This is a genomic window from Faecalibacterium sp. An77 (assembly GCF_002161315.1).
Classification (GTDB): domain Bacteria; phylum Bacillota; class Clostridia; order Oscillospirales; family Ruminococcaceae; genus Faecalibacterium.
Genome location: NZ_NFHK01000042.1, coordinates 1 through 21897, shown reverse-complemented (window position 1 = coordinate 21897; position 21897 = coordinate 1). Strand labels below are relative to the sequence as shown.

Genomic DNA, 21897 nt, shown 5'->3' with positions numbered 1-21897 from the left:
GTATGCAAACACAGCGACCGCGTCCAGTGGACGAAACAGGGAGCTGTGTTTGGCGCCGCGCTCCGGTTTTTGCAAGCGCCGGCCCTGGCGCGCCGCAAAAATCGGCTAAGCGCAAGAGGACAATAGCCTGTTTTAGCCTGATTTCCTCATTTGGTACGCGCTGAAACCCCATAAAAACCGCAACCCCTGCCCTGTTGATCCGGGCGGGGGTTGTTTTTGGTTTAGAGCCCCATGGGGGCGAGCCCGCAGGGCTGGGGGTTCCGCTATTGGGCGGTTGGGTGGGTTTAGATCATAAAAGGGTATCACCTTGCAATTTCAAAGTCTGCGCCCTACAGCACCAAAAGACTCACCGAACCGCCAGCCCGCTGAGGCGGGCATATGGTACCAATCGGAGCGGCGGGCAAAAGCCGTTAAGAAAAACACCCGTGCCACCGTTTGAGGCCCTGAAAGTTTAAACGAGCCAGGCATGACAGTGTTTTTTAGGCTTTTGCCCAGAGCGACCACTCTGTCTGGGTCCAGGGGTCTCCCCTGGTCGTTAGGGTGGGTAGGGAGTCCAGAGGGGGTAGGGAGGGCGAATCGAAACGCCCTCCCTCCCCTTCTGGCCCCAGCGGAGCGGAAAAAAGGGAAAAGAAATAGAGTATTCAAGGGCAGAGCGGCAAAGCACAAGAGAGCCAACCCTCCCTGCTCCGGGTTGCGGTGCCCTGCTTTTGCTTCGAGCGTCGCCGCGCTCTCGCAAAAGACAGACCGCTGTCCTCTTGTGCTTAACCAATTTTTTCTGCGGGCATGAATGCCCTTGTAAAAATTGGAGCACTGCGCCAAACACAGCTCCCTGTTTCATCCACCGGACGCGGTCGCTGTGTTTGCCCCTGCTCCGCCTCGGCTCCGCAGCCCTCTGGCCCCAGCGGAGCGGAAAAAAGGGAAAAAGAAATAGAGTGTTCAAGGGCAAAGCGCAAAAACCGGCCCCCCGCCTTTTACAAGACAGGGGGCCGGCTGCTTTCAGGGAACCATCAGCGGTTCTTGTACATTTCCTCGTAGTATTTCTGGTAGTTGCCCGAGGTGACGTTGTTCATCCACTCCTCGTGGGACAGATACCAGTCGATGGTCAGGACGATACCCTTCTCGAAGGGGGTCTCGGGATACCAGCCCAGATCGTTCTTGATCTTGGTGGGATCGATGCCGTAGCGGCGGTCGTGGCCCAGACGGTCGGCCACGTGCTTGATCAGGTCCTCGCTGATGCCGTCATCCTTCAGCCGGTCGTGCAGCTGGCTGATGATGGTCTTGACGATGAAGATGTTGGGCCGCTCGTTGTGGCCGCCCACATTGTACACCTCGCCGATCCGGCCGCCCTCGGCCACCATGTCGATGGCCTTGCAGTGGTCCTCCACATACAGCCAGTCGCGGATCTGCATGCCGTCGCCGTACACCGGCAGCTGCTTGTGATGCTTGACGTTGTTGATCATCAGGGGGATCAGCTTCTCGGGGAACTGGTAGGGGCCGTAGTTGTTGGAGCAGCGGGTGATGTTGATGGGCATGCCGTAGGTGTCGTGGAAGGCCATGACGAACATGTCGGCGCTGGCCTTGGAGGACGAATAGGGGCTGTGGGGGCACAGCGGGGTGGTCTCCATGAAGAAGCCCTCGGCGCCCAGTGCGCCGTACACCTCGTCGGTGGACACCTGCAGGTACTTCTTGCCCTCTTTCCAGGTCTTGGCCTCGGGGTCATACCAGGCCTCCTTGGCCCGCTGCAGCAGGTTCACGGTGCCCATGACGTTGGTCTGGACGAAGATCTCCGGGTTGGCGATGCTGCGGTCCACGTGGCTCTCGGCGGCGAAGTTGATGACGTAATCGAAATCATACTTCGCAAACAGGCTCTGCACCAGTTCCTTGTCGCAGATGTCGCCCTGGACAAAGACGTGGCGGGGGTCCCCCTCGACGCCCTTCAGGTTCTCCAGGTTGCCGGCATAGGTCAGCTTGTCCAGGTTTACCAGAAGGATATCGTCATGCTTTTTCAGCATATAGTATACGAAGTTGGAGCCGATGAAGCCGGCGCAGCCGGTAATCAGATAGGTTTTCATAGCGTTCCTTTCTCTGTTGCATGGCGGCGGGGCCGCAGCGGGCGGCCCGCCAAAGAAATTCCCCCAAGACGGCGCGGGACTGCCCGGGGGAATGTGGGTTGCAGACGTTGGGCCGGAGGACAGGTCTTCCCTGCCCCGCCGGGATTATTTCATGCCGTTGTCGCCGTCCCAGTGTTCAAAGAAGCAGGCCAGAGCCTCCTGCCAGGGGCGCACCTCGTTGCCCACCGAGCAGCGCAGGGCCCGGTTGTCCAGGGCGCTCCAGTGGGGGCGATCGGCACTGTCGGGGTGCTTGGCCTTGTATTCGGCGCTGGTGCAGGGGGCCACGGTGGCGTCCACCCCGGCCAGGCGGATGATCTCGCTGGCGAAGTCGTACCAGGAGCAGATGCCCTCGCCGGTGCAGTGGTACAGGCCGTACTCATGGGTGACGCACAGCTGGAGGATTTCGTGAGCCAGGTCCACCGCATTGGTGGGGTTGCCCAGCTGGTCATTGACCACTTCCAGCTTGCCGAACTTCTTGCCGGCGTTGACGATGGTCTTGACGAAGTTCTTGCCGTAATAGCTGTACAGCCAGGCGGTGCGGACGATGAAGTGGCGGTGGCAGAACCGTGCCACATACTTCTCGCCCATCAGCTTGGTGGAGCCGTAGGCGCTGATGGGGTCGGGCAGGCAGGCCTCGTCCTGGGGGATGCCGCCGTTTTCCCGGCCCGAGAACACATAGTCGGTGGACACATGGACCAGACGGGCGCCCATCTTTTCGGCGGCCTGGGCCAGATTGCGGGGGCCCAGGGCGTTGGCCTTGTAGGCGGCGTCGTGGTTCACCTCGCAGCCGTCCACGTTGGTGTAGGCGGCGCAGTTGATGATGACATCCGGCTTGAACCGGCGGATATAGTCATCCACCGCCTTGTAATTGGAAATATCCAGCTCGGGCAGGTCCACCGCGATGACGGTGGCGTTCAGCAGCTTCTCGGGGATGGGGCCGATTTCGCTCTTGCCCTCCCGCAGCTGCTTGATGATTTCGGTGCCCAGCTGGCCCTTGCAGCCGGTGACAATGATTTTCATAGACTGCCTCCCCTCTCAGTATCTCAGCTTGCCGTCGGCCACGTTCTTCAGGTGCTGGCCGTAGGGAGATTTGCCGTAGCGCTCGGCCGACTCCAGCAGCTTGTCGCGGCTGATCCAGCCGTACTTGAAGGCGATTTCCTCCGGGGCGCTGATCTTGATGCCCTGGCGCTTTTCGATCATGCGGACGAAGTCGGCCGCATCCACCAGGCTGTCCATGGTGCCGGTATCCAGCCAGGCAAAGCCGCGGCCCAGCAGCTGGACGTCCAGCTGGTCCTGCTTGAGGTACATATCGTTCAGGGTGGTGATTTCCAGCTCGCCGCGGGCGGAGGGCTTGACCTGCTTGGCCATTTCGGCCACCTTGCTGTTGTAGAAATACAGGCCGGTGATGGCGTAGTTGCTCTTGGGGTGGGCGGGCTTCTCCTCCACGCTCAGGACCTTGCCGTTTTCGTCAAACTCCACGATGCCGAACCGCTCGGGGTCCTGGACATAGTAGCCAAAGACGGTGCAGCGGCCGTTTTCCTCGGCGTTGTGGACCGCATTCTTCAGGATGCGGGAGAAGCCGTTGCCATAGAAGATGTTATCGCCCAGAATCATGGCGCAGCAGTCGCCGGCGATGAACTCCTCGCCCAGGATGAACGCCTGAGCCAGGCCGTCGGGCGAAGGCTGGACCTTATACTGCAGATGGATGCCATACTGGCTGCCGTCCCCCAGCAGAGCCTCGAACCGGGGGGTATCCTCGGGGGTCGAGATAATCAGGATATCCTGAATGCCGGCCAGCATCAGGGTGGACAGGGGGTAATAAATCATGGGCTTGTCGTAGACCGGCAGCAGCTGTTTGCTGGTGACCATGGTCAGCGGGTAAAGCCGGGTGCCGGCGCCGCCGGCGAGAATAATGCCTTTCATCTTGTGCACTCCTTTTTGAACGTCAAAAGTTGTGCAGCTCCCGGGTGGGGCGGCCCAAGGCCGCCGCCTGCCCGATCATAAAGCGGAGGCTGCGTCCGCTGTAAACAAAATCAAAAAAGGCCCGCCCCTCTCGTACAGGAAAGCGGGTCTCTTTCTATTTTACACTGCCAGGGGCAAAAAAGCAACACGAAACCGTGCCCTCACCAGGCAAAACCCCACTTGCGGAAGTAGCGGCAGAGGCTGCGGGCCTGCCAGATCATGGGGCCCAGGCTGCGGTGGGCGGCCCGGTGCCACAGATGGATGGCAGAGAACTGGGGCACCAGCCACACCTGCCCCTGGCGGAGCATCTTCTGGGTGAGGTCGGCGTCCTCCACGTACATGAAATAGCCCTCGTCGAAGCCGGCCGCCGCCCGGAAGGCGGAGGTTTTCACCGCCGAGAAGCTGCCGGTACAGAATTCGATCTGCCGCGGGGCGGACAGGTCCTCCCCGGCCATCACATAGGCATCGTTGTACTTTTTCAGGAAGGTGAGGACGCTCAGCTGGCGGTAAATCATAGCCCCCAGGCTGCACCGGCGCAGGGGCAGCACCTGGGTGCGCCCGTCGGGGAAGCAGAGGCTGGGCCGGGCCATGACGGCCTGAGGATGGGCTTCCATCCACTCGGCCAGGTCGGACAGGGTGTCGGCGGTGAGCTGAATATCGGGGTTGAGGATAAAATGGTAGTCGCTGGCCAGCTCGGGCAGGACGGTATTGTGTCCCGCGCCGAAGCCCCCGTTGCGGGCCCGGCACACCACCCGGACGGTCTGGTTCTCCGCCGGGCGGAGGCGGCCGTCCTTCAGGGCCTGGTGGAGCTCATCGCCGGTGCCGTCGGGGCTGGCGTTGTCCACCAGATAGAGGGTCAGAGGGTGGCGGCGGGTGTGTTCCAGCACCGAGGCGGCGGCCTGCAGGGCCTCGTCACAGTCGTTGTAGGTGACAATACAGGCTGACAGATTCAATTCCACGGTCCTCCCTCTCCTCAGTCCAGGGGCCGCAGCTTGATGCGGAAGTCATCCCGGTCCAGGTCAAAGTTGGGGTTCAGGCAGGGGTCGCCGGCGGCCAGCTCCTTTTTCCAGCGGGTCTGGAAGCGGGTCACCTCCGACACGAAGCGGGCCCGCTTTTCGGGGGCCTCGTCCAGGCCGCGGCTCTTGCTCTCGTAGTGGTAGAGCATGGCGAAGGGGGTGAACACGTTCTGATAGCCGGCGTTCCGAACCCGGACGCAGAAGTCCACGTCGTTGAAGGCCACCGCAAAGCTCTCGTCCAGGCCGCCCACCTTCTCGTACAGGTCGCGGCGGATCATGAGGCAGGCGCCGGTGACGCCGTAGACGTCGTGGGCGTAGATCAGGCGGCCCATATAGCCGGGGTTGGACACCTGGAAGTTCTTGTGCATGTGGGCGGCCAGGGTCAGATGGCCAAAGCCCAGACCGGCGTGCTGGATGGTGTCGTCGGGATAGAGCAGCTTGGCGCCCACGCAGCCCACCCGCTCCTGCTGGGCGAACATGACCATTTCCTCCAGCCAGCGGGGGGTGATGACCTCGGTGTCGTTGTTGAGGAGCAGCAGGTATTCACCGGCGGCAAACTTGGCGCCGAAGTTGTTCAGGGCGCTGTAATTGAAGCCGGTGCCCTCCCAGCGGACCACCCGGAAGGTGTCGGGATGCTGTTTTTCCAGCTTTTCGTAGGTGCGGAAGGTCTCGTCCTCTTTGCTGTTGTTCTCGATGACCAGGATCTCAAAGTCGGGATAGGTGGTCTTGGCGTAGATGGACTCGACGCAGGTGCGCAGGTCCTTGGAGTGGTCGCAGCTGGGGATCAGGATGCTGACCTTGCCGGGATGCTGGATGGTGTAGTCGGTCTTGTAGAAGCCGGGGGTGTCGGGAATCATGGACACCTCGTCCACCGCCACCCCTACCCGCTCATAGTGGGCATACAGGGCCTTGACGGCAGCCTCCAGGCAGTAGAGCTTGGCCTCGATGCCGCCGGCCACACTGGTGGGGCTGGCCCGCCAGTAGTAGAGCACGTGGGGAATATGGACCACCTTCTGGGCTTTTTCGGTGAGGCGGAGGTACAGGTCGTAGTCCTGGCTGCCGTTGTACTCGCCCCGCTCGCCGCCGCCGGCGGCTTCCAGCAGGCTGGCCTTAAAGACGCTCAGGTGGCAGATATAGTTGTTGGCCCGCAGGTTGTCCAGCATGAAATCGGGCTTAAGGTGGTAGAGGGTGGTGTGCTCCACCTGGCCCTCAAAGGTGACCTCGTCGGTGTAGACGAAGTCGGCCCCCTGCTCCACAATGGCCTGGGCCACATACCACAGGGCCGAGGGGTGCAGGATGTCGTCGTGGTCCAGCAGGGCGATGTATTCCCCTGTGGCCAGGGCGAAACCGGCGTTGGTGTTGCCGGCAATGCCCTCGTTGCGTTCCAGCTTCTGGTACCGGATGCGGCTGTCCTGGGCCATGCGGGCCTGGACGGCCTGCCCCACCTTTTCATCCTGGCCGGCGTCCACCAGGCACAGCTCCCAGTTTTGGTAGGTCTGGTTGACCACCGAGTCCAGCAGCTCGGTCAGGAAGTTCAGCGGGGTGTTGTACAGAGGCACCACGATGCTGATTTTGGGCCCGTTGGGCTGGTTCTGGGCCTGGCGGACCAGCAGGTCCACCGGGGCCAGGCGGCTGGCCTGGAAGGTGCGGCCGGGGAAATGGGCCTGATAATACTTGGCGTCCTGGCGGCGTTTGGCCAGACCGGCAAAGCCCTCCCGGCGCAGCTGGGCCAGCAGGACAAACAGCGGGAAGGTATGCCACAGCTGCCGCAGCTTGCTGAGCAGGTAGCGGACCGGCCAGGTGATTTTCCAGCAGGTGGAACCGGTGACGTTATTGAGGGCGGTTTCCAGCTGGTTTTCGTGCTCGTGGGCGGCGGACAACTCGCTGCGCTGGTGGTCGGTGAGCTTCTGGTAATCGCGGCAGCTCTGCTCGGCCCGGTCCAGCTTGATGCGCAGGCTGTCCAGTTTTTCCTCATAGGCGGCGGTCAGGTCCCGGGCCTCGCCGGCGGCAGGGCAGAACAGGGCCGCGCCGGCCAGCGCGCCCCAGCTCTTCCATCCAAAATCCCGCCGGAGGCCGGCGGCAGCCATGGCCTCGGCCCAGACGGGCAGGGCGGAAGCCTCCTCGGGCTCCGGGGCCAGAAACAGCAGGCGGCTGCCCGGCAGGGCCTCGGGCGCAGGAACGTCCCCGCCCTGAATCACCACCAGGTCATACTCCGACGGCCAGCCGGCGGGCAGGGTGTAGCCGGCGTCCAGCCAGTCCTCCCCTGCCTTGCCGGCGCCCAGGCCGAAAGCTTCGATATTCCGGCCGCGGAGGGCGGCGGTCAGGCCCTGGTCCCCCAGGACCAGCACCCGCCGGGGCCCAAACTCCGGCTCCAGCAGGCGGGCCAGCTCTTTTTGCTGCCGGGCCTGCTCCTTTTTCTTCAAATCTTCTGCGCTCTGCATTTTCTCGCTCCCATCCTGTCGTTGTCAATCATCTCAGTATACCAGATTTTCCCCCGTTTGAGAAGCATTTCCACCCATTCTCTGGCGAAAATTGACGTTTTGGCTACAAAGCCCGACGCTTTACAAGCAGTATTGGCTATCCTGGTGAGGGCAAACACAGCGACCGCGTCCTACGGACGAAGCAGCGAGGTGTGCTTGGCGCAGCGGTCTGAATTTTCAAGCATCATCCTTGATGCGCAGGAAATTCAGGGAACCGCAAGAGGACGAAACAGCTGGGCCGAAGCTGGCGCCGCGCTCCGGTTTTTGCAAGCACCCTCCGCGGCGCGCCGCAAAAATCGGCTAAGCGCAAGAGGACAGCCGCCCTACCTTTAACACTTATTTTCTTTTCCCTTTTTTCCGCTGCGCTGGGCCCAGAGGGGGAGGGAGGGGGTTTCGACTCCCCCTCCCTAGGTCCGGGTTGCCGTTACCCAAATTTTCAGCGCGGGGCGCTGCCCGCTTGAAAATTTGGACGGCTGCCCCTGCTCCGCCTCGGCTGTTTCTGTCGCAGACAGCGCCTCGGCTCCGCAGCCTCTGGACTCCCTACCCTCCCTAACGACCAGGGGAGACCCCTGGACCCAAAAGAAGTGGTCGCTCTGGGCAAAATCCTAAAAAAACACGACGGCCTTGGCCCGTTAAAACTTTAAGCGCTTACAAAAGACGGCCCGGTTTTTTCTTAACGGCTTTTGCCCGCCGCTCCGATTGCTGAGTGCGCCCGCTTTGGCGGGCGCGGGGCCCGTAGGTAAACCCTTAACAACAGAAAACCCCCGCCTCTTTTAGAGAAGCGGGGGATTTGTTGTTGTTTTTCAGGGAGTACCAAGTGAGAAAAGCAGGTCAAGACGGGCTTTGCATCGCACCGGGCCGCAGGCCGGGAGCCTTCTAAAGAGGCTGAAACCTTGTCGCCGGCAGGGCCTTGTGAAGTCCACAGCAGTCAGCGGTACCAGGTGAAAGCTTTTTGGTTCCTTTTTCTCGAAAAAGGAACTTGCCGACTTTTCTTCCAGAAAAGTCGGTCAGAGCCACCAGAAGAGCCAGTCGAAGAGGTTCCAGCCGCCGGAAGAGATGCTGCCGTCGGTGCTGTCCATCAGGACCGCGCCGGTGTAATAGGTGGAGAGGATTTCGCGGTAATCGTAGCCCCGCTCCTGGGCAAAGCCCACCGCGCCGCACTGGCTCATGCCCACGCCATGGCCGTAGCCATAATAGGCCATCACCGGCACGCCGTTTTCGTCGGCGGTGAAGTCAAAACAGTACCGGGAACTGACAAACTGGTTCAGGTACCGGTAACTCCGCCCGTTCACCACCAGGGTGTTGTACTGGACAAAACCGCCCAGGCTCTTGTGACTGGTGTCGGCACTGACATAGGGCTCGTCCGGGTGCTGGCTGTCGTTGTACTCCACCATCCGGTAATCCTTGCCCACTACTCTCCGTAGAATATTGTGGTATTTTTCCTCATAAGGACTCTCCACGCTCTGGAGATAGGGCACGTCGTTGCCCCAGGCGTCCAGGGCCGAACAGGTGCCGTAGACGCCGGTCTGAGTGTTGTAGCCCGCGCTGCAGGAGAACACCGCGTCGCAGACCGAATAGCCCCGGCCGTTGTCATAGACCAGGATCAGGTTGGCCACGTCCTCGATGGCGTCCTCCATCTTGCGCCGGGTGGAGGCCGGAATCTGGTCCACCGGGGTGTAGGTCAGGGCGTTGGCCGAGGAACCGTACTGGTTCTGGTACTCCAGATAGGAGTGGATGGCGATGGCCTGGGCCTTCCAGGCCTCGGCGGCGGCCTTGTCCGAGATTTCGGCATAGCTGCCAATGGAGCCCAGCTCGGTGTAGGTGATGCCCACCAGGCAGTCCACCAGGTTCAGCCGGACGTTCCGCCGCAGGCCCTGGCCCTTGACGTTCAGGTAGTCCACCGTGATCTTGTCCTTGCTGCCCAGGCCAAACAGGTCCAGCAGCCAGCTGATGCAGTTTTCCTGCTCCAGCTCCTGGGAGACGGGGATCTGGGCGGTGTCGGCCCCGCCGATGGTGTCTGCCGCCAGCGCCTGGGGCGCCGATGCGATCATGAACCCGGCCAGCGCCAGGGCCGCCAGCCGCTTTGCGATGTGCGTTTTGATCTTCAAACCAGTTCACCTTCCTGTGCTTTTTGTTAAAGAAAGTGTAACATAATCCCGACTTGGAGACAAGGCTGAATTTTAACGCGCCCTCTGGCGGGGCCGGCGCAAAAAATCCGCCCATTCCTGCCGGATCGGGCAGAAACAGGCGGACGGAAGATGTATTTTTCTGCAAATGTTCTCAGTGCTTCTCTTCCCCGTAATTTAAGGGGCACTGGGGATAGATGGAATGGCTGCCGTTGCAGGCGTAGGCCACGGTGCAGACCAGGAACAGGCAGGCAAAATACTGCCCGCCGAACAATTCCAGGCCCACCAGGATGGCGGCGGCGAAGGTATTGGTTCCGGCCGAGAACACCGCCGCATAGGCCATGGCGGCGGCCAGTTCCACCGGCAGGCCCAGAGGCCCGGCCAGGACGGCGCCCAGGGCCGCGCCCACCGTGAACAGAGGGGCCACTTCGCCGCCCTGGAACCCGGCGGCCAGACAGACCGCCGTCAGGCAGAGCTTGGCCAGCCAGTCCCAGGCATAGAGCTGGCCGCCCGCCAGGGCGATGGCGGTGATTTCCTCGCTGAGGCCGTTGTAGCGGCCGCCGGTCACCAGGCCAAAGAGGGCCACCAGCGTGCCCACCAGCACAATCCGCAGGTAGGGGTTGGGGAGCCACTGTTCCAGCCGGTGATGCAGGCCGTGGAGCAGGGCCACAAAGAGATGGCCCGCCAGGCCCGCCGCAATGCCCAGCACCACCAGCCCAATGATGGTTTCCACCGTGAAGGCGGGGACGGCGGCGCTCAGGCCGCTGACCGGGGGGTTGACCCCCAGCGCCCCGCTGACCGCCGAAGCCGTCAGGGCCGCCACCAGGGCCGGCAGCAGGGATTCGTATTCCATGACGCCGGTGTGGAACAGTTCCAGGGCAAAGAACACCGCCGCCAGCGGGGTGCGGAACAGGCCCGCAAAGCCTGCCGCCACGCCCGCCATCAGCAGGCTGCGCTTGTTGCGGGGGTTGTCCAGGCCGGGGGTCAGGAGGCTGGCGGCGGCGGTGGAAATCTGCACCGCCACCCCTTCCCGGCCCACGCTGGCGCCCAGCAGGTGGCCGATCCAGGTAGCCCCCACCGCCAGCGGAATCAGCCGGGTGGGCACGTCCTTGCGGCGGCCCTCCACGGCGTCAAACACCAGTCCCATGCCGCGGCGGCATTCCTCGCCCCAGCGGCGGTACACCAGACAGATCAGCGCGCCGCCCGCCGGCAGCAGCACCATCAGCAGCGGGTATGCCTCCCGCACCTCGGTCATGGCCAGCACGCCATGCCCAAACACCGCCGTCAGCACGCCGGCAATGGCGCCCACCGCCGCTGACAGGGCCAGCAGGATGGCCGAGCCTTTCAGGCGGTTCAGCCGCTCCGGATTCATCCAATCTTTCATGCTTTCTTCCCACCATTTCCTGATTCCATCGCCCGGCCCCTTGCCGGGCGTACCGGTCAAATTTTATCACATTCCCCCGCTGCGGGCAACAGCCTGTCGAAAAAACAGGCCCGAAATCCCCTCGCCGGGCTTTTTGCACAACAAAAACCGCCGGTTCCTGAGCCTTATGGCTTGGAACCGGCGGTCTGGTCCGAGTGGCGAGAATCGAACTCACGGCCTCTTGAACCCCATTCAAGCGCGCTACCAAAACTGCGCTACACCCGGATAAAGCTGTGTGCTGTCGCTCACAGCTCCATTATTATACCGGAACCCGCCGGCTTTGTCAAGGGTTTTTTTGGGTTTTTATTCCGCGATTTGTTCCAGCACGGTGACGCCGTCCTCCGCGCGGACCTCAAAGGACACATTCTCCCCGTAGGTCAGATGGGCGGCGTTCCCCTCCCAGTCCGAGAAAATCAGGTTGTAGCCCAGATTTGCGGGGGTATCGCAGACGGCGGCGGCCACCGCCCCCTCGTCCATAAACACCAGCTGCACCATTCCCTCGCTGGTGGATTCGGACAGGTTGTAGCTCTCGGTGCCGATGGTGGCCTCGATTTCCTCCAGGCTGGTGTAGGGCGCAAAGCTGTACACCTCATCCCAGCTGAAAGGCACCGCCTGTTCCAGGGTGATGGACTGGTCGGTGAGGCCGGTGAGGGTGGTTTTCAGCTGGTGGTTGTGCCACAGCACCACCGGGCTGCCCACCATGGAATAAATCAGGGCGATGACGCCCATCAGGACCACGGCGGCAATGTAAAACCTCTGTTTTCTCGGATTCATCGGATTGCTGTACCCCTTTCGTCAAAAGTCTTGGATCTCGGTCTCCTCGTCCTCCGGCCCGGCCTCCTGGTCAAAGGGGATGCCCGGCAGGACGGGGATGGTGGTGTCGCTGCGGGGCGTCGCCAGCGCGACAAAGGCCACCGACTCGGCGCCGGCCGCCAGCAGAGCCTGGGCACAGGCCGCGGCGGTGGCACCGGTGGTGACCACATCGTCGATCAAGAGGACCCGCCGTCCCGCCACCCGGTCCGCATCGGCCTGAAACAGGCCGATGACGTTCACCAGGCGTTCCGCCCGGTGGAGGGCAACCTGGGGCTGTCCCACATACCGGCGGCGCAGGGCCTGCAGGTCGGCGGGGATGCCCAAACCCTGGGCCACGGGCAGCGCCAGCAGGGAGGGCACGTTGTAGGCTCTCCCCCGCCCCGAAGTAGGCACCGGCACCACCAGGTCGCATTCGGTGGGGATGCGGGGCCCGGGCCGGGGCACTTCCACCCCGCCCCGGATCTGGATCTCCACGCCGAACAGCTCCCGGACCAGCAGGCAGCCCAGCTGCACCGCCGTCCAGGGCTGGTTTTCGTACTTGGCGCAGATCAGGCTGCGGCGGACAAGGCCCTCGTACCAGTAGGGCACGGCGGCCCAGCTCACCGAAACGGTTTTCAGGCCGTCCAGCGGCCGGGGCCGGGCCAGACTGATGCGGCGGTCCCCTTTGAGCCGGGCCTCACAGTCGGCGCACCAGGGCTCAAACCCCAGCACCCGCCCGCAGAAGGGGCACCGCCGGGGACAGATCAGCTGGCACGCCTGCCGGAACAGCAGGGCGCCCCGGCTGTACTGCCCCAGCCCGGCGTCACGGATCAATTTTTCTTCAGGGCCGTCAGGACACGGACCTGGTGTCCGGCGGTGCAGGAGTCCACCCAGCCAACCAGGAAGTAGTCCTCCGAGTTGATGGTGGGCAGCAGGGTGGGATAGTACACACCCATGTGCCACAGGTAGACCTGCATATCGTCGGCGGTCTCATAGCGCTGGCCGGTGGTGGTGGTCACCGAGGCGGCCCCCAGATCCTGGATCATGATGGGCTGCAGCTGGACCATGCCCCGGACGGCGCCGTTGGCCTCATACCGCACGCCGATGCCGCCGGTGAGGACCGGGTACAGCACGTTGGTGGTGGAGGTGGTGGCGGAGGTGCCGGTCATGTAGGTATAGTTGGCGCCGCCGGCCACCGTGCCCAGCACGGTGCTCAGCAGGCCGCTGGTGTTGTCGGCCAGCAGGCCCAGGGCCAGGCTTGTCCAGCGCCCGGTGCGGCCGGTCAGCTCGTTCCAGATGTCATTCAGCAGCGAGCCGGTCAGCAGGCCCGACACCATCTGCATCAGCACATCGCTGGGCTGGATGCTGGTCAGGTTGTCGGTGACCGAGTTGTACTTGTTGGTGGACCAGGCCATCAGGCAGCCATAGGTCCACACGTCGCCGGTGACGTCGTCCAGCACCAGGCGGTTGATCTCGCCCCGGTCGTTGAGGGCGTAATAGCGGACGTCGCCGCTGGACAGGGTCACCCCGTCCAGACGGTCCAGGCGGATGGTTTTGCCGCTGCCGTCGGGGGTGGTGTCCAGGATTTCCAGGTCATCCGCCAGCTTGTACTCCCCCAGGGTGCGGTTGGCGGCACTGATGGTGCCGGTGACCTTTTTCTCCCCGATGGAGTCGAGGACTTCGCCCTCGGGGCTGGAGGTGATGGACACCAGCCAGCCGGTGGGATAATTCAGGTTTTTGTTGACGCGGACGCTGCGGACGGCGCCGTCGGTGCACAGCACCTTCACCGTCTGCATGATGTCAGCGCCGTTGTCGGTAATCAGGGACCGGCTGGAGGACTGCACTACACCGTAGTAGCTTTGGTCCACCTCCTCGCCGGTGAGAATACCGACTACAACGTTTTCCATGCCCAGCAGCAGGGTCACCACCTGGCCCACGCCGCCGCCCGACAGGGACGAAATGCGGTAGGCCACGTCGGTGCTGCCGATCTGGTAGGTCACGCCGGCCACCGTCACCGAGGTGGGGGCGGCGGCGTTGGGAGACACGGCCGTGATGCGGCCGGCGGCCTTGGTGGTGTAGATCCACAGGGAGTTCAGGCTCTCACTGTAGTAGTAGACGTCGTTGATGTTGAGGGTGGGCGACGAGGACAGTTCCCCGTTGCGGTAGACGGTGGTGGGGGTGATGGGCAGCACCTCGCCGGCAGCGGCCACAAAGGGTCCCTTCAGGCTGGCTGCCAGGATGGTGGAGGTGTCCACCTGACCGCCCGAGATGGTCAGGCCGATGGTGTTGCCGTAGACCGAGCCGTTCTTGTTGGTGGCGATCAGGGTGTTGTACAGCAGCACCGCGCAGTCGGTCAGGGTCATGGCCTCGCCCTGGCGGCGGTTCAGGCCGCTGCGCAGGCCCAGTTCGGAGGCCTTGTTCAGCTGGGCGGCCGGGAATGCGCCGCTCAGGTCGGCGGCGGTGAAGCCCAGGACGCTGAGGGCGGAGGCGCAGGCGGCCTCCAGGGTGACGGGGTCATTGGGGCGGAAGCTGCCGTCGGTATAACCGGTCATCCAGCCCTGCTGGACCGCGATGCGGATGTAGGGTGCGTACTCGGTGGAGCTGTTCACGTCGGTGAACAGGCTGCCCACCTGGGTCTGCTCGTTGACCGTCTCGCGGTAGGCCGAGATCAGGGTCAGCATCCGGGCGAATTCGCCGCGGGTCACCTGAGCGTTCAGCTCCTCGGCGGTCTGGGCGGTCAGGATGCCCATGGTGCGGGCCGTCTGGATGGCCACATTGCTGTTGACCGCCGAGGCCGGCAGCGCCAGCACCGGGATCAGAATGCAGACCGCCAGCAGGAGGGACAAAAGTCTTTTTTTCATGTTTGTTCTCCTCATAGTTCGTTCTGGGGGCAGGCGTTATTCGTAGCGCAGCGCCTCAATGGGATTGAGCCGGGCGGCGCGGCGGGCGGGCAGGAATCCGAAGATCACGCCGATGCCCACCGAAATGCCGAAGGAGACCAGCACCGCGGTGGTGCCGGGATTGATGGTCACGGCCTCCCCGGGCATAATCAGGGGAACCGCCGCGGTGGCCGCCGCCGACAGGCTGTAGCCCAGCAGAATGCCGATCAAACCGCCCAGGGCCGAGGTGGTGCCCGCCTCCACCACGAACTGGAACAGGATGGTGGTTTCCCGCGCGCCCATGGCCTTGCGGATGCCGATTTCCCGTGTGCGCTCGCTGACCGACACCAGCATGATGTTCATAATGCCGATGCCGCCCACCAGCAGAGAGATGCCTGCGATGAGGGTCAGGACCATAACCACCATGCTGATGGTCTGGTTCATCTGCTCCAGCAGCTCGCTCATGCTGTATACATAATACGCGTCTTCATCCTCGTAAATTGCGTACAGGGCGCTCTCCACGGCGGCCTTGGCCTGGTTTGCGTAGTTCTCATCCGCCATAATGACGGTGTAGGTATCCACGATGCTCTTCTGGTTGATCCGCAGAGCCACCGTGTAGGGCACATAAATGCGGTCGTCCTCGCCGCCCTCCTGGAGCTCGGGGTCGTTGGACTTGGGGCTCAGCACGCCCACGATCCGGAACCGGTAGGACCCGACCTTGATGTCCTCGCCCACGGCGTTGCCGTTGAAGGCCTCCCGGGCCAGGTAATCGCCGATGACGCAGACGTACTTGTTCTCTTTGATGTCCATGTACTGCAGGCCGCGGCCATCTGCGATGGTGTAGTTGGCCATGGAGATGTAGTCCTCATTGACGCCGTACACGCCGGTATAGCGGTAGACGTCGCGGCCTTCCTTGACCACCTGGCTGCCGATCTGGACGTTGGGGGAAATGGCGCTCAGGTACTGGCGGTTGTCCTCCACCACCTGGTACATATACTCCACGGTGGCGTTGCGGGAGGAGCCGCGGCCCCAGATGGACACCGACATGCTGTTGATGCCCATGGAGGAGAAGCTCTCGCGGACCGACTCGGTCATGCCGTTGCCCAGGCCCACGATGACGATGACCGCCGTGACGCCGATGATGATGCCCAGCATGGTCAGGATGGTCCGCATCTTGTTGCTCCAAATGTTTTTCAGAGCGAGGATAAAGGTATCGATCAGGAGCATGCAGCCTCGCCTCCTTCCTGGGCGGCTTTTTTCTGCAAGTCCTCAATGGCAGCCTCGATCACCGGGCTGACAAAGGCCTCGGGAGAGCGGGCGTCGCCGTCGTAGACGATGCGGCCGTCCTCCAGCCGGATGATCCGGGGGGCCTGCATGGCGATGGAGTTGTCGTGGGTAATCAGGATAACGGTGTGGCCCTCCCGGTTCAGCTCCTGGAGCATTCCCAGCACTTCCCGGCCGGTATGGCTGTCCAGAGCGCCGGTGGGCTCGTCGGCCAGGATCAGGGGCGGGTTGCGCACCAGGGCCCGGGCGATGGACACGCGCTGCTGCTGGCCGCCCGACAGCTGGTTGGGCTTGCTGCGCAGCTTGTCCCCCAGACCCACCTGTTCCAGCACCGCCTTGGCGCGGGCATGACGCTGGGCCCGGGGCACCCGGGCATAGATCATGGGCACTTCCACGTTGCCCATCAGGTTCAGTTTGGGCAGAAGGTTGTACTGCTGGAACACAAAGCCCAGCATTTCGTTCCGGATGGCGGCCAGCTCTCCCCGCTTCATCCTGCCCACGTCCCGGCCGTTGAGCTTGTAGGTACCGGCGGTGGGGACATCCAGGCAGCCGATGATGTTCATACAGGTGGACTTGCCCGAGCCGGACTGGCCCACGATGGCCACAAACTCACCCTTTTCGATCTTCATGGTGACGTGGTCCAGGGCCTTGACGACGGTGTCGCCCATCTGGTAGAACTTGCACACCTCGTTGAATTCGATCAATGCACTCATGAATTTACTTTCCTCCGCGGAGGGTATTGCCCGGCAGGGCGATGACGCCCACCGGCACCGCAGCGCTCATCTCAGAGCCGTAGCTGTTGTAGTCATCGTAGCTGAAGGTACTGCTGGAGACGTAGCCGATGATATCGCCCTCCTGCAGGCCGGCGGTGATCTCGGTGTAGTTGTCGTCGCTGACGCCGGTCTCCACCGACACATAGACGTAGCCCTCGGGGGCGGTCATCTCGGGGTCGGCGTTGGCGGCGCTGGGGGACGCGGTGGTCACCAGGACATAGTCGCCCCGCTCGATGGCGGCGTTGGGCACAGCGATGGCGTCGGAGGCCTGCTCCACCACGATTTCAGCGTTGACGTTCATGCCGGGGCGCAGATCGCCGTACTCGTCCACCTGGACGGTGACGGGATAGGTGGTGGTGCCGCCGGTGGTGGTGCCCACCATGGACACGCGGGTGACCTCGCCCTCAAAGACGCCGTCCACCGAGTCGGCGGTGACCGACACGCTCTGGCCCACCGTGATCTGGTTGATGTCCAGCTCGTCGATGTTGATGGTCATTTCCAGGTAGCTCAGGTCGTAGATGATGCACAGGTCCTTGCCGCTCTCCACCGACTCACCCTGCTGGTAGTTGCGCTGGATGACGGTGCCGCTGATGGGGGCGTTGATGGTGTAGTTGCCCAGGGTTTCCTGGGCGTTGCGCATGGAAATCTCCCGGCTGCGCAGGCTCTCGTAGGCGCTCTGGATGGTCTCCTCCAGCTTGTCGCCGGCCAGTTCCAGCACGATGCCGTTCTCGGTCACCTGGCCGCCCTCGGGCACATAGATGGAGGCCACGGTGCCGGCGGTGGAGGCCGTCAGGGTGCGCTGTTCCTTGTAGTTGAAGGTGGCGCTGTTGGTGGAGCTGATGCCGTTGATGGTGGCGGTGGCAGACTGGGTGGTGTTCAGGGTGCCGGCGTTGGGGGTGGTGATGGTGACGGTGCGCACCAGCACGTTGCCCGAGCTCAGCACGTCGCTGCCCGACACCTCGGTGACGGTGCCGTTCAGCACCTCAAAGGTGCCGTCCAGGGTGATCTGGGCGGTCTGGCCCACCGAGAAGTTGGCGGCGTCCGCCGAGGGGAAGGTCAGCTGCAGGACCATCTGGCTGGCGTCCTGGACCACGGCCACTTCCTGGCCGCTGGTGACTTCCTCGCCCACCTTGACCTTCAGGGTGTAGACGGTGCCGGCCACCGGAGAGCGGACATAGCGGTAGTCCGCGATGGTGTCGTAGTTGCGCTGGGCCTGCTCCAGATTCAGCTGAGCCTGCTCCACGTTGGCGGAGGCGTCGCTGTTCTCGATCTGGTACAGCTGCTGGCCCGACTGCACCTCGTCCCCCTCCTCAAAGTTGGAGGTGAGGATCTCGCCCGCCACCAGAGAGCGCACAGTGTAGCTGTTGGCAGCGCTCAGGGTGCCGGTGGTGCTCAGGGTCTGGGAGATGGTGCGCCGGGTCACCGAAGCCTGGGTGTACTCAGGGGCCACATCCACCTTTTTGCTCTTGTTCAGGTTGTTCGCAAAGGCGGCGATGGCCACAACCACCACCACGACAACAAGCGGGATGATCCACTTGAGATAATTTTTATACTTGCCCAGGCTGAACCCGGCGGCTGCGCCGCCTTGGGCCGGCGCTTCCTGGCCGGCAGGCTCACCCTTCTTTTTCTTCCAGGTCATGTATTATTCCTCCTGATCTGCTGTCTCTCAGAGGCCGGGGCGGCGATGCCCGGACCAGCCGTCCGGACACAATCCACCCTAAAACCCCATGGATTGTTCTCTTATTATAACACACCGGCGGGGGGAGACAAGCAAAACAACTTTTCTTTCATAAAATTTTTAAAAAGACAGCCTTGTATCTCTCCATTTTTTCATCCTGATTTCACAGTTATACCATATTCTGTGCAGGTCAGGGCGGCCTCCCAGGGCCATCCTGTTAACTTTCATCCCTTTTAAGGACCCGGTTTCACCCGTCCGCCCCAAAACAAAAAACAGGGGCCGCCGCTTGCGGGCGGCAGCCCCTGTCTGTTGGTTGATTTGGGCCGGGTCAGGCGGCCTCTTCGATGGAGACGTAAACCCCTGCGGGGACGCAGCAGGCCCACTGTCCCTCCTGGCTCAGCCACCCGAAGTCCTCGCAGACGTGGTCCGGGCACTGGCTGTCCAGAAATGCGATGGCGCCGTCCTTTACCTGGAGATGGACGATGTAGCCGCCCACCTCATAGTAATAGTCGCAATCGGCGTCCAGGGGGATGGTTTCCACGGCCCCCATGCCGAAATCGGCCACCGCCACCAGATTCTGGCCCGAAGCGCCGGGCCGGCCAAAGATCAGCCACAGCCCCCCGGCGATCAGCAGGACCACCGCGGCGAATGCCGCGTTGACCTGCCAGCTGCGGGGTTTTCTGGCTTTGGATTCAGGCTGTTTGCTCATCCAACGTAAGCGCTGGCCTGCTCGCCGGCAATGCGGCCAAAGACGGTGAAGTCAGCCACAGCGTTGCCGCCCAGACGGTTGGCGCCGTGGACGCCGCCGGTGACTTCGCCGGCTGCGTACAGGCCCTTGATGACGGTGCCGTCACCAGCCAGAACCTCGGTGTTGGAGTTGATGGTCAGGCCGCCCATGGTGTGGTGCACGCCGGCGGTGACCTTGATGGCGTAGTAGGGAGCGGTGTTCAGGGGGTTGGCGAAGCTGGTGCGGCCGAACTCCTCGTCCTTGCCGGCCTCAACGCAGGCGTTCCACTTCTCCATGGTGGCGGCGAAAGCGGCTGCGTCCACACCCATGGCCTCGGCCAGCTCCTCATAGGTCTCGCCGGTCACGGTGTAGCCGTTCTTGATGTAGCCCTGGATGACGCTGGAGGCGTCCACCATGGCCTGGTCGATGACCAGCCAGCTGTAGCTGCCGGTCTGAGCGATCTCAGCGGCGGAAACCACGTCGCGGGTGCCCACTTCGTCGGTGAAGCGGTTGCCCTCGGCGTTCACCAGGATGGCGCCGTCGCCGCGCAGGCCCTCGGTAATCAGGGCGGCGGTGTTGGCCTCAACGGTGGGGTGGATCTGGATCTGGTCCATGTCCACGGTGCCAGCGCCGATGGCCACGGCCATGTCGATGCCCTGGCCCTGAGCGCCGGCGGCGTTGGTGGTCATGAAGCCGGCCAGCTCAGGCTTGTACTCCACAACCTTCTCCAGGTTGGCGCCGAAACCGCCGGTGGCCAGGATGACGGCCTTGGCGTTGACGGTGACGGTGCCGCCGTTCTTGCCGGTGGCCTCGATGCCCACGGCAGCGCCCTCGGCGTCGGTCAGGATCTTGGTAGCGGTGGTGTTGAGCATGATCTCAACGCCGGCGTCCTTGCACTTGGCTTCCAGACGGGGAATCATGTAGCTGCCGACCGAGACGACCTTGCCCTCGTCGTCCAGGGGGCGATGGATGCGCTTGACGGATGCGCCGCCGAAGCTGGAAACGCTGGGCATGTCAATGCCCTGCTCGGACAGCCAGACGATGGCGTCGGCAGAGTTGGAGCACAGGGTCTCCACCAGGGCGGGATCGTTGATGCCCTTGCCGCCGATCATGGTGTCCAGCTCCATCAGCTCCACCGAGTCGAAGTAGCCGACGGGGTTGGCCTGGTACTCAGCCCACTGCTGGGCCACGGTGGCAGCCAGAGCGGTGATGGTCTCGTTGTCGGCGTAGCTCTCAGCGGCGGTGGCCAGGGTCTTTTCGACGCCGGCGGCCTCATTGAACTCATTCTCGTCCTGAGCGGGGGTCTTGGCAGCGTTCAGGCCGCCGGTAGCGCGGACCGAGTTGCCGCCCACCATGGCCTGGCTCTCCACGATGACCACGCTCTTGCCCTCGTTGGCAGCAGCGATGGCGGCGGTCATGCCGGCGCCGCCGGCGCCCACCACAACGATGTCGGCCTCAACCACCTGGTCCTCGGCGGCCTCGGAAGAAGCCTCGCCGGTGAAGTCGGCAGCATCCAGGCCGGCGGCAGCCAGAGCGGCGGCCAGAGCCTCGTTGACAGCGTCGGAGGTGATGGTGGCGCCGCTGACCACGTCGATGGCGCCCTTGTTATTGGAGACAATCTCGTCCACGGCGTTCTCGATGACCACCGAGCCGATGCCCTCGGTCTCATCGGGGCCTTCGATGACGCAGTCGGTGATGGCGCCGTCGGTCAGGGTGACGGTGACGGTGACCTCGCCCATGCCCTGGGCGGTGCCGGTGAACTCGCCCGACACGCCGGCTTCACCCGAAGCGGCCGTCGAGGAGGAGTCGCTCCCGCCGCAGGCAGTCAGGCCAAAAGCCATAACCGCTGCCAGCGCGAGGGCTGCAATGCGTTTTCTCATGTCTGTTGTTCCTTTCTTACTTACCATGTGCCCTGTGCGGACGCCTTTGCGGCGCACAGTCATGCCCGTCCTGCCGGGCTGTCTGTGCAGATTGTATCGAATTGCTATGCACTTGTCAAGGTGTGGAGGTGATTTGATTTTATTTTGTAGCTTTTTTGAATTTTTTTCGATTCAAGGGGTCTTTTCTTCCACAGGCTTTACAAACCAGATGCAGGCGAAGCCGGCGGCTGCGGCGGCCAGAGCCAGGCCGTGGCGTCCGGCCTCCAGGCCCAGGGCCCGGGCCGCCAGCGGGAACGCCAGACTCCCGGCGCTCTGGCCCAAAGCCAGGAATCCATAGTTCACCCCGGCGTGGGGCAGGCCGAACAGGTCGGTGGAGAAGGCGGGCAGCACCGCCGCCAGGGCCGAATAGCAGAAGGTCAGCCCCGCATACACCCCCACCACGGCCCATCCCCCCGCAAAGGCGAAGGCCGCCGACAGGGCCCCCGACGCCCCGAACAGAATCAGGTCGGTGGTGCGGCGTCCGATCCGGTCGCTGAGCAGGGGCATCAGCAGGCGGCCCGCGGTGCTGCCCACGCTGCCCAGCACCACCGCCCAGACGGCCTGGCCCTCTTCCAGCCCCCGCTGGACGCCCAGCCGCAGGATGATGGGGCTGAACAGCAGCACCGCCGGGGTGGAAAAGCAGACCGCCGCGGTGCACAGCCAGTATTGCCGGGTGCGGAGCATCTGGCCGGGGGTGAAGTCGGGGCCTTTGGGGGCGGTTTGGGGT

16 protein-coding genes and 1 tRNA gene are annotated in these 21897 nt (G+C 63.3%); all 17 read right to left on the bottom strand.

What is annotated here, in order from left to right:
* Nucleotides 1-1007: 1007 nt before the first annotated feature.
* On the bottom strand, nucleotides 1008-2072 hold the full coding sequence (rfbB, locus tag B5G28_RS11420; protein WP_087248910.1) for a dTDP-glucose 4,6-dehydratase: 1065 nt from the start codon (nucleotides 2070-2072) through the stop codon (nucleotides 1008-1010).
* Between the two features lie 144 nt (nucleotides 2073-2216).
* Nucleotides 2217-3131 carry a dTDP-4-dehydrorhamnose reductase gene (rfbD, locus tag B5G28_RS11415; protein WP_087248908.1) on the bottom strand — a complete coding sequence of 305 codons (915 nt, stop codon included), beginning with the start codon at nucleotides 3129-3131 and terminating at the stop codon, nucleotides 2217-2219.
* Between the two features lie 15 nt (nucleotides 3132-3146).
* Nucleotides 3147-4034 carry a glucose-1-phosphate thymidylyltransferase RfbA gene (gene rfbA / locus B5G28_RS11410; RefSeq protein WP_087248906.1) on the bottom strand — a complete coding sequence of 296 codons (888 nt, stop codon included), beginning with the start codon at nucleotides 4032-4034 and terminating at the stop codon, nucleotides 3147-3149.
* Nucleotides 4035-4234: 200 nt separating this feature from the next.
* Nucleotides 4235-5032: a glycosyltransferase gene (locus tag B5G28_RS11405; RefSeq protein WP_242962189.1), complete on the bottom strand. Its 798-nt coding sequence runs from the start codon at nucleotides 5030-5032 to the stop codon at nucleotides 4235-4237.
* Between the two features lie 14 nt (nucleotides 5033-5046).
* Nucleotides 5047-7530: a glycosyltransferase family 2 protein gene (locus tag B5G28_RS11400; protein WP_087248902.1), complete on the bottom strand. Its 2484-nt coding sequence runs from the start codon at nucleotides 7528-7530 to the stop codon at nucleotides 5047-5049.
* Between the two features lie 1046 nt (nucleotides 7531-8576).
* Nucleotides 8577-9677 carry a sporulation protein SpoIID gene (locus B5G28_RS11395; protein ID WP_242967592.1) on the bottom strand — a complete coding sequence of 367 codons (1101 nt, stop codon included), beginning with the start codon at nucleotides 9675-9677 and terminating at the stop codon, nucleotides 8577-8579.
* Nucleotides 9678-9849: 172 nt separating this feature from the next.
* Nucleotides 9850-11079, bottom strand: coding sequence for a chloride channel protein (locus B5G28_RS11390; RefSeq protein ID WP_087248900.1), 1230 nt, complete (start codon nucleotides 11077-11079; stop codon nucleotides 9850-9852).
* 186 nt (nucleotides 11080-11265) lie between these two features.
* Nucleotides 11266-11343, bottom strand: a tRNA-Pro gene (locus B5G28_RS11385).
* A 78-nt stretch (nucleotides 11344-11421) separates the two neighbouring features.
* On the bottom strand, nucleotides 11422-11892 hold the full coding sequence (locus tag B5G28_RS11380; RefSeq protein WP_087248898.1) for a hypothetical protein: 471 nt from the start codon (nucleotides 11890-11892) through the stop codon (nucleotides 11422-11424).
* A 21-nt stretch (nucleotides 11893-11913) separates the two neighbouring features.
* On the bottom strand, nucleotides 11914-12744 hold the full coding sequence (locus tag B5G28_RS11375) for a phosphoribosyltransferase family protein (RefSeq protein WP_162612615.1): 831 nt from the start codon (nucleotides 12742-12744) through the stop codon (nucleotides 11914-11916).
* Complete coding sequence (locus tag B5G28_RS11370; protein WP_087248896.1) at nucleotides 12741-14771, bottom strand: S-layer homology domain-containing protein; 2031 nt, start codon at nucleotides 14769-14771, stop codon at nucleotides 12741-12743. The genes B5G28_RS11375 and B5G28_RS11370 overlap by 4 nt, the downstream gene beginning before the upstream one ends.
* A 36-nt stretch (nucleotides 14772-14807) precedes the next feature.
* Nucleotides 14808-16016: an ABC transporter permease gene (locus B5G28_RS11365; protein ID WP_087248894.1), complete on the bottom strand. Its 1209-nt coding sequence runs from the start codon at nucleotides 16014-16016 to the stop codon at nucleotides 14808-14810.
* On the bottom strand, nucleotides 16007-16786 hold the full coding sequence (locus B5G28_RS11360) for an ABC transporter ATP-binding protein (RefSeq protein WP_087248892.1): 780 nt from the start codon (nucleotides 16784-16786) through the stop codon (nucleotides 16007-16009). The genes B5G28_RS11365 and B5G28_RS11360 overlap by 10 nt, the downstream gene beginning before the upstream one ends.
* Nucleotides 16787-16790: 4 nt before the next feature.
* Nucleotides 16791-18485, bottom strand: a complete 1695-nt coding sequence (locus tag B5G28_RS11355; protein WP_087248890.1) for an HlyD family efflux transporter periplasmic adaptor subunit — start codon at nucleotides 18483-18485, stop codon at nucleotides 16791-16793.
* 367 nt (nucleotides 18486-18852) lie between these two features.
* On the bottom strand, nucleotides 18853-19233 hold the full coding sequence (locus B5G28_RS11350) for a NusG domain II-containing protein (RefSeq protein WP_087248888.1): 381 nt from the start codon (nucleotides 19231-19233) through the stop codon (nucleotides 18853-18855).
* On the bottom strand, nucleotides 19230-21131 hold the full coding sequence (locus tag B5G28_RS11345) for a flavocytochrome c (RefSeq protein ID WP_087248885.1): 1902 nt from the start codon (nucleotides 21129-21131) through the stop codon (nucleotides 19230-19232). The genes B5G28_RS11350 and B5G28_RS11345 overlap by 4 nt, the downstream gene beginning before the upstream one ends.
* A 171-nt stretch (nucleotides 21132-21302) precedes the next feature.
* Nucleotides 21303-21897, bottom strand: a 595-nt coding sequence (locus B5G28_RS11340) for an MFS transporter (protein WP_144066528.1), incomplete at its 5' end; no start/stop codon positions are given.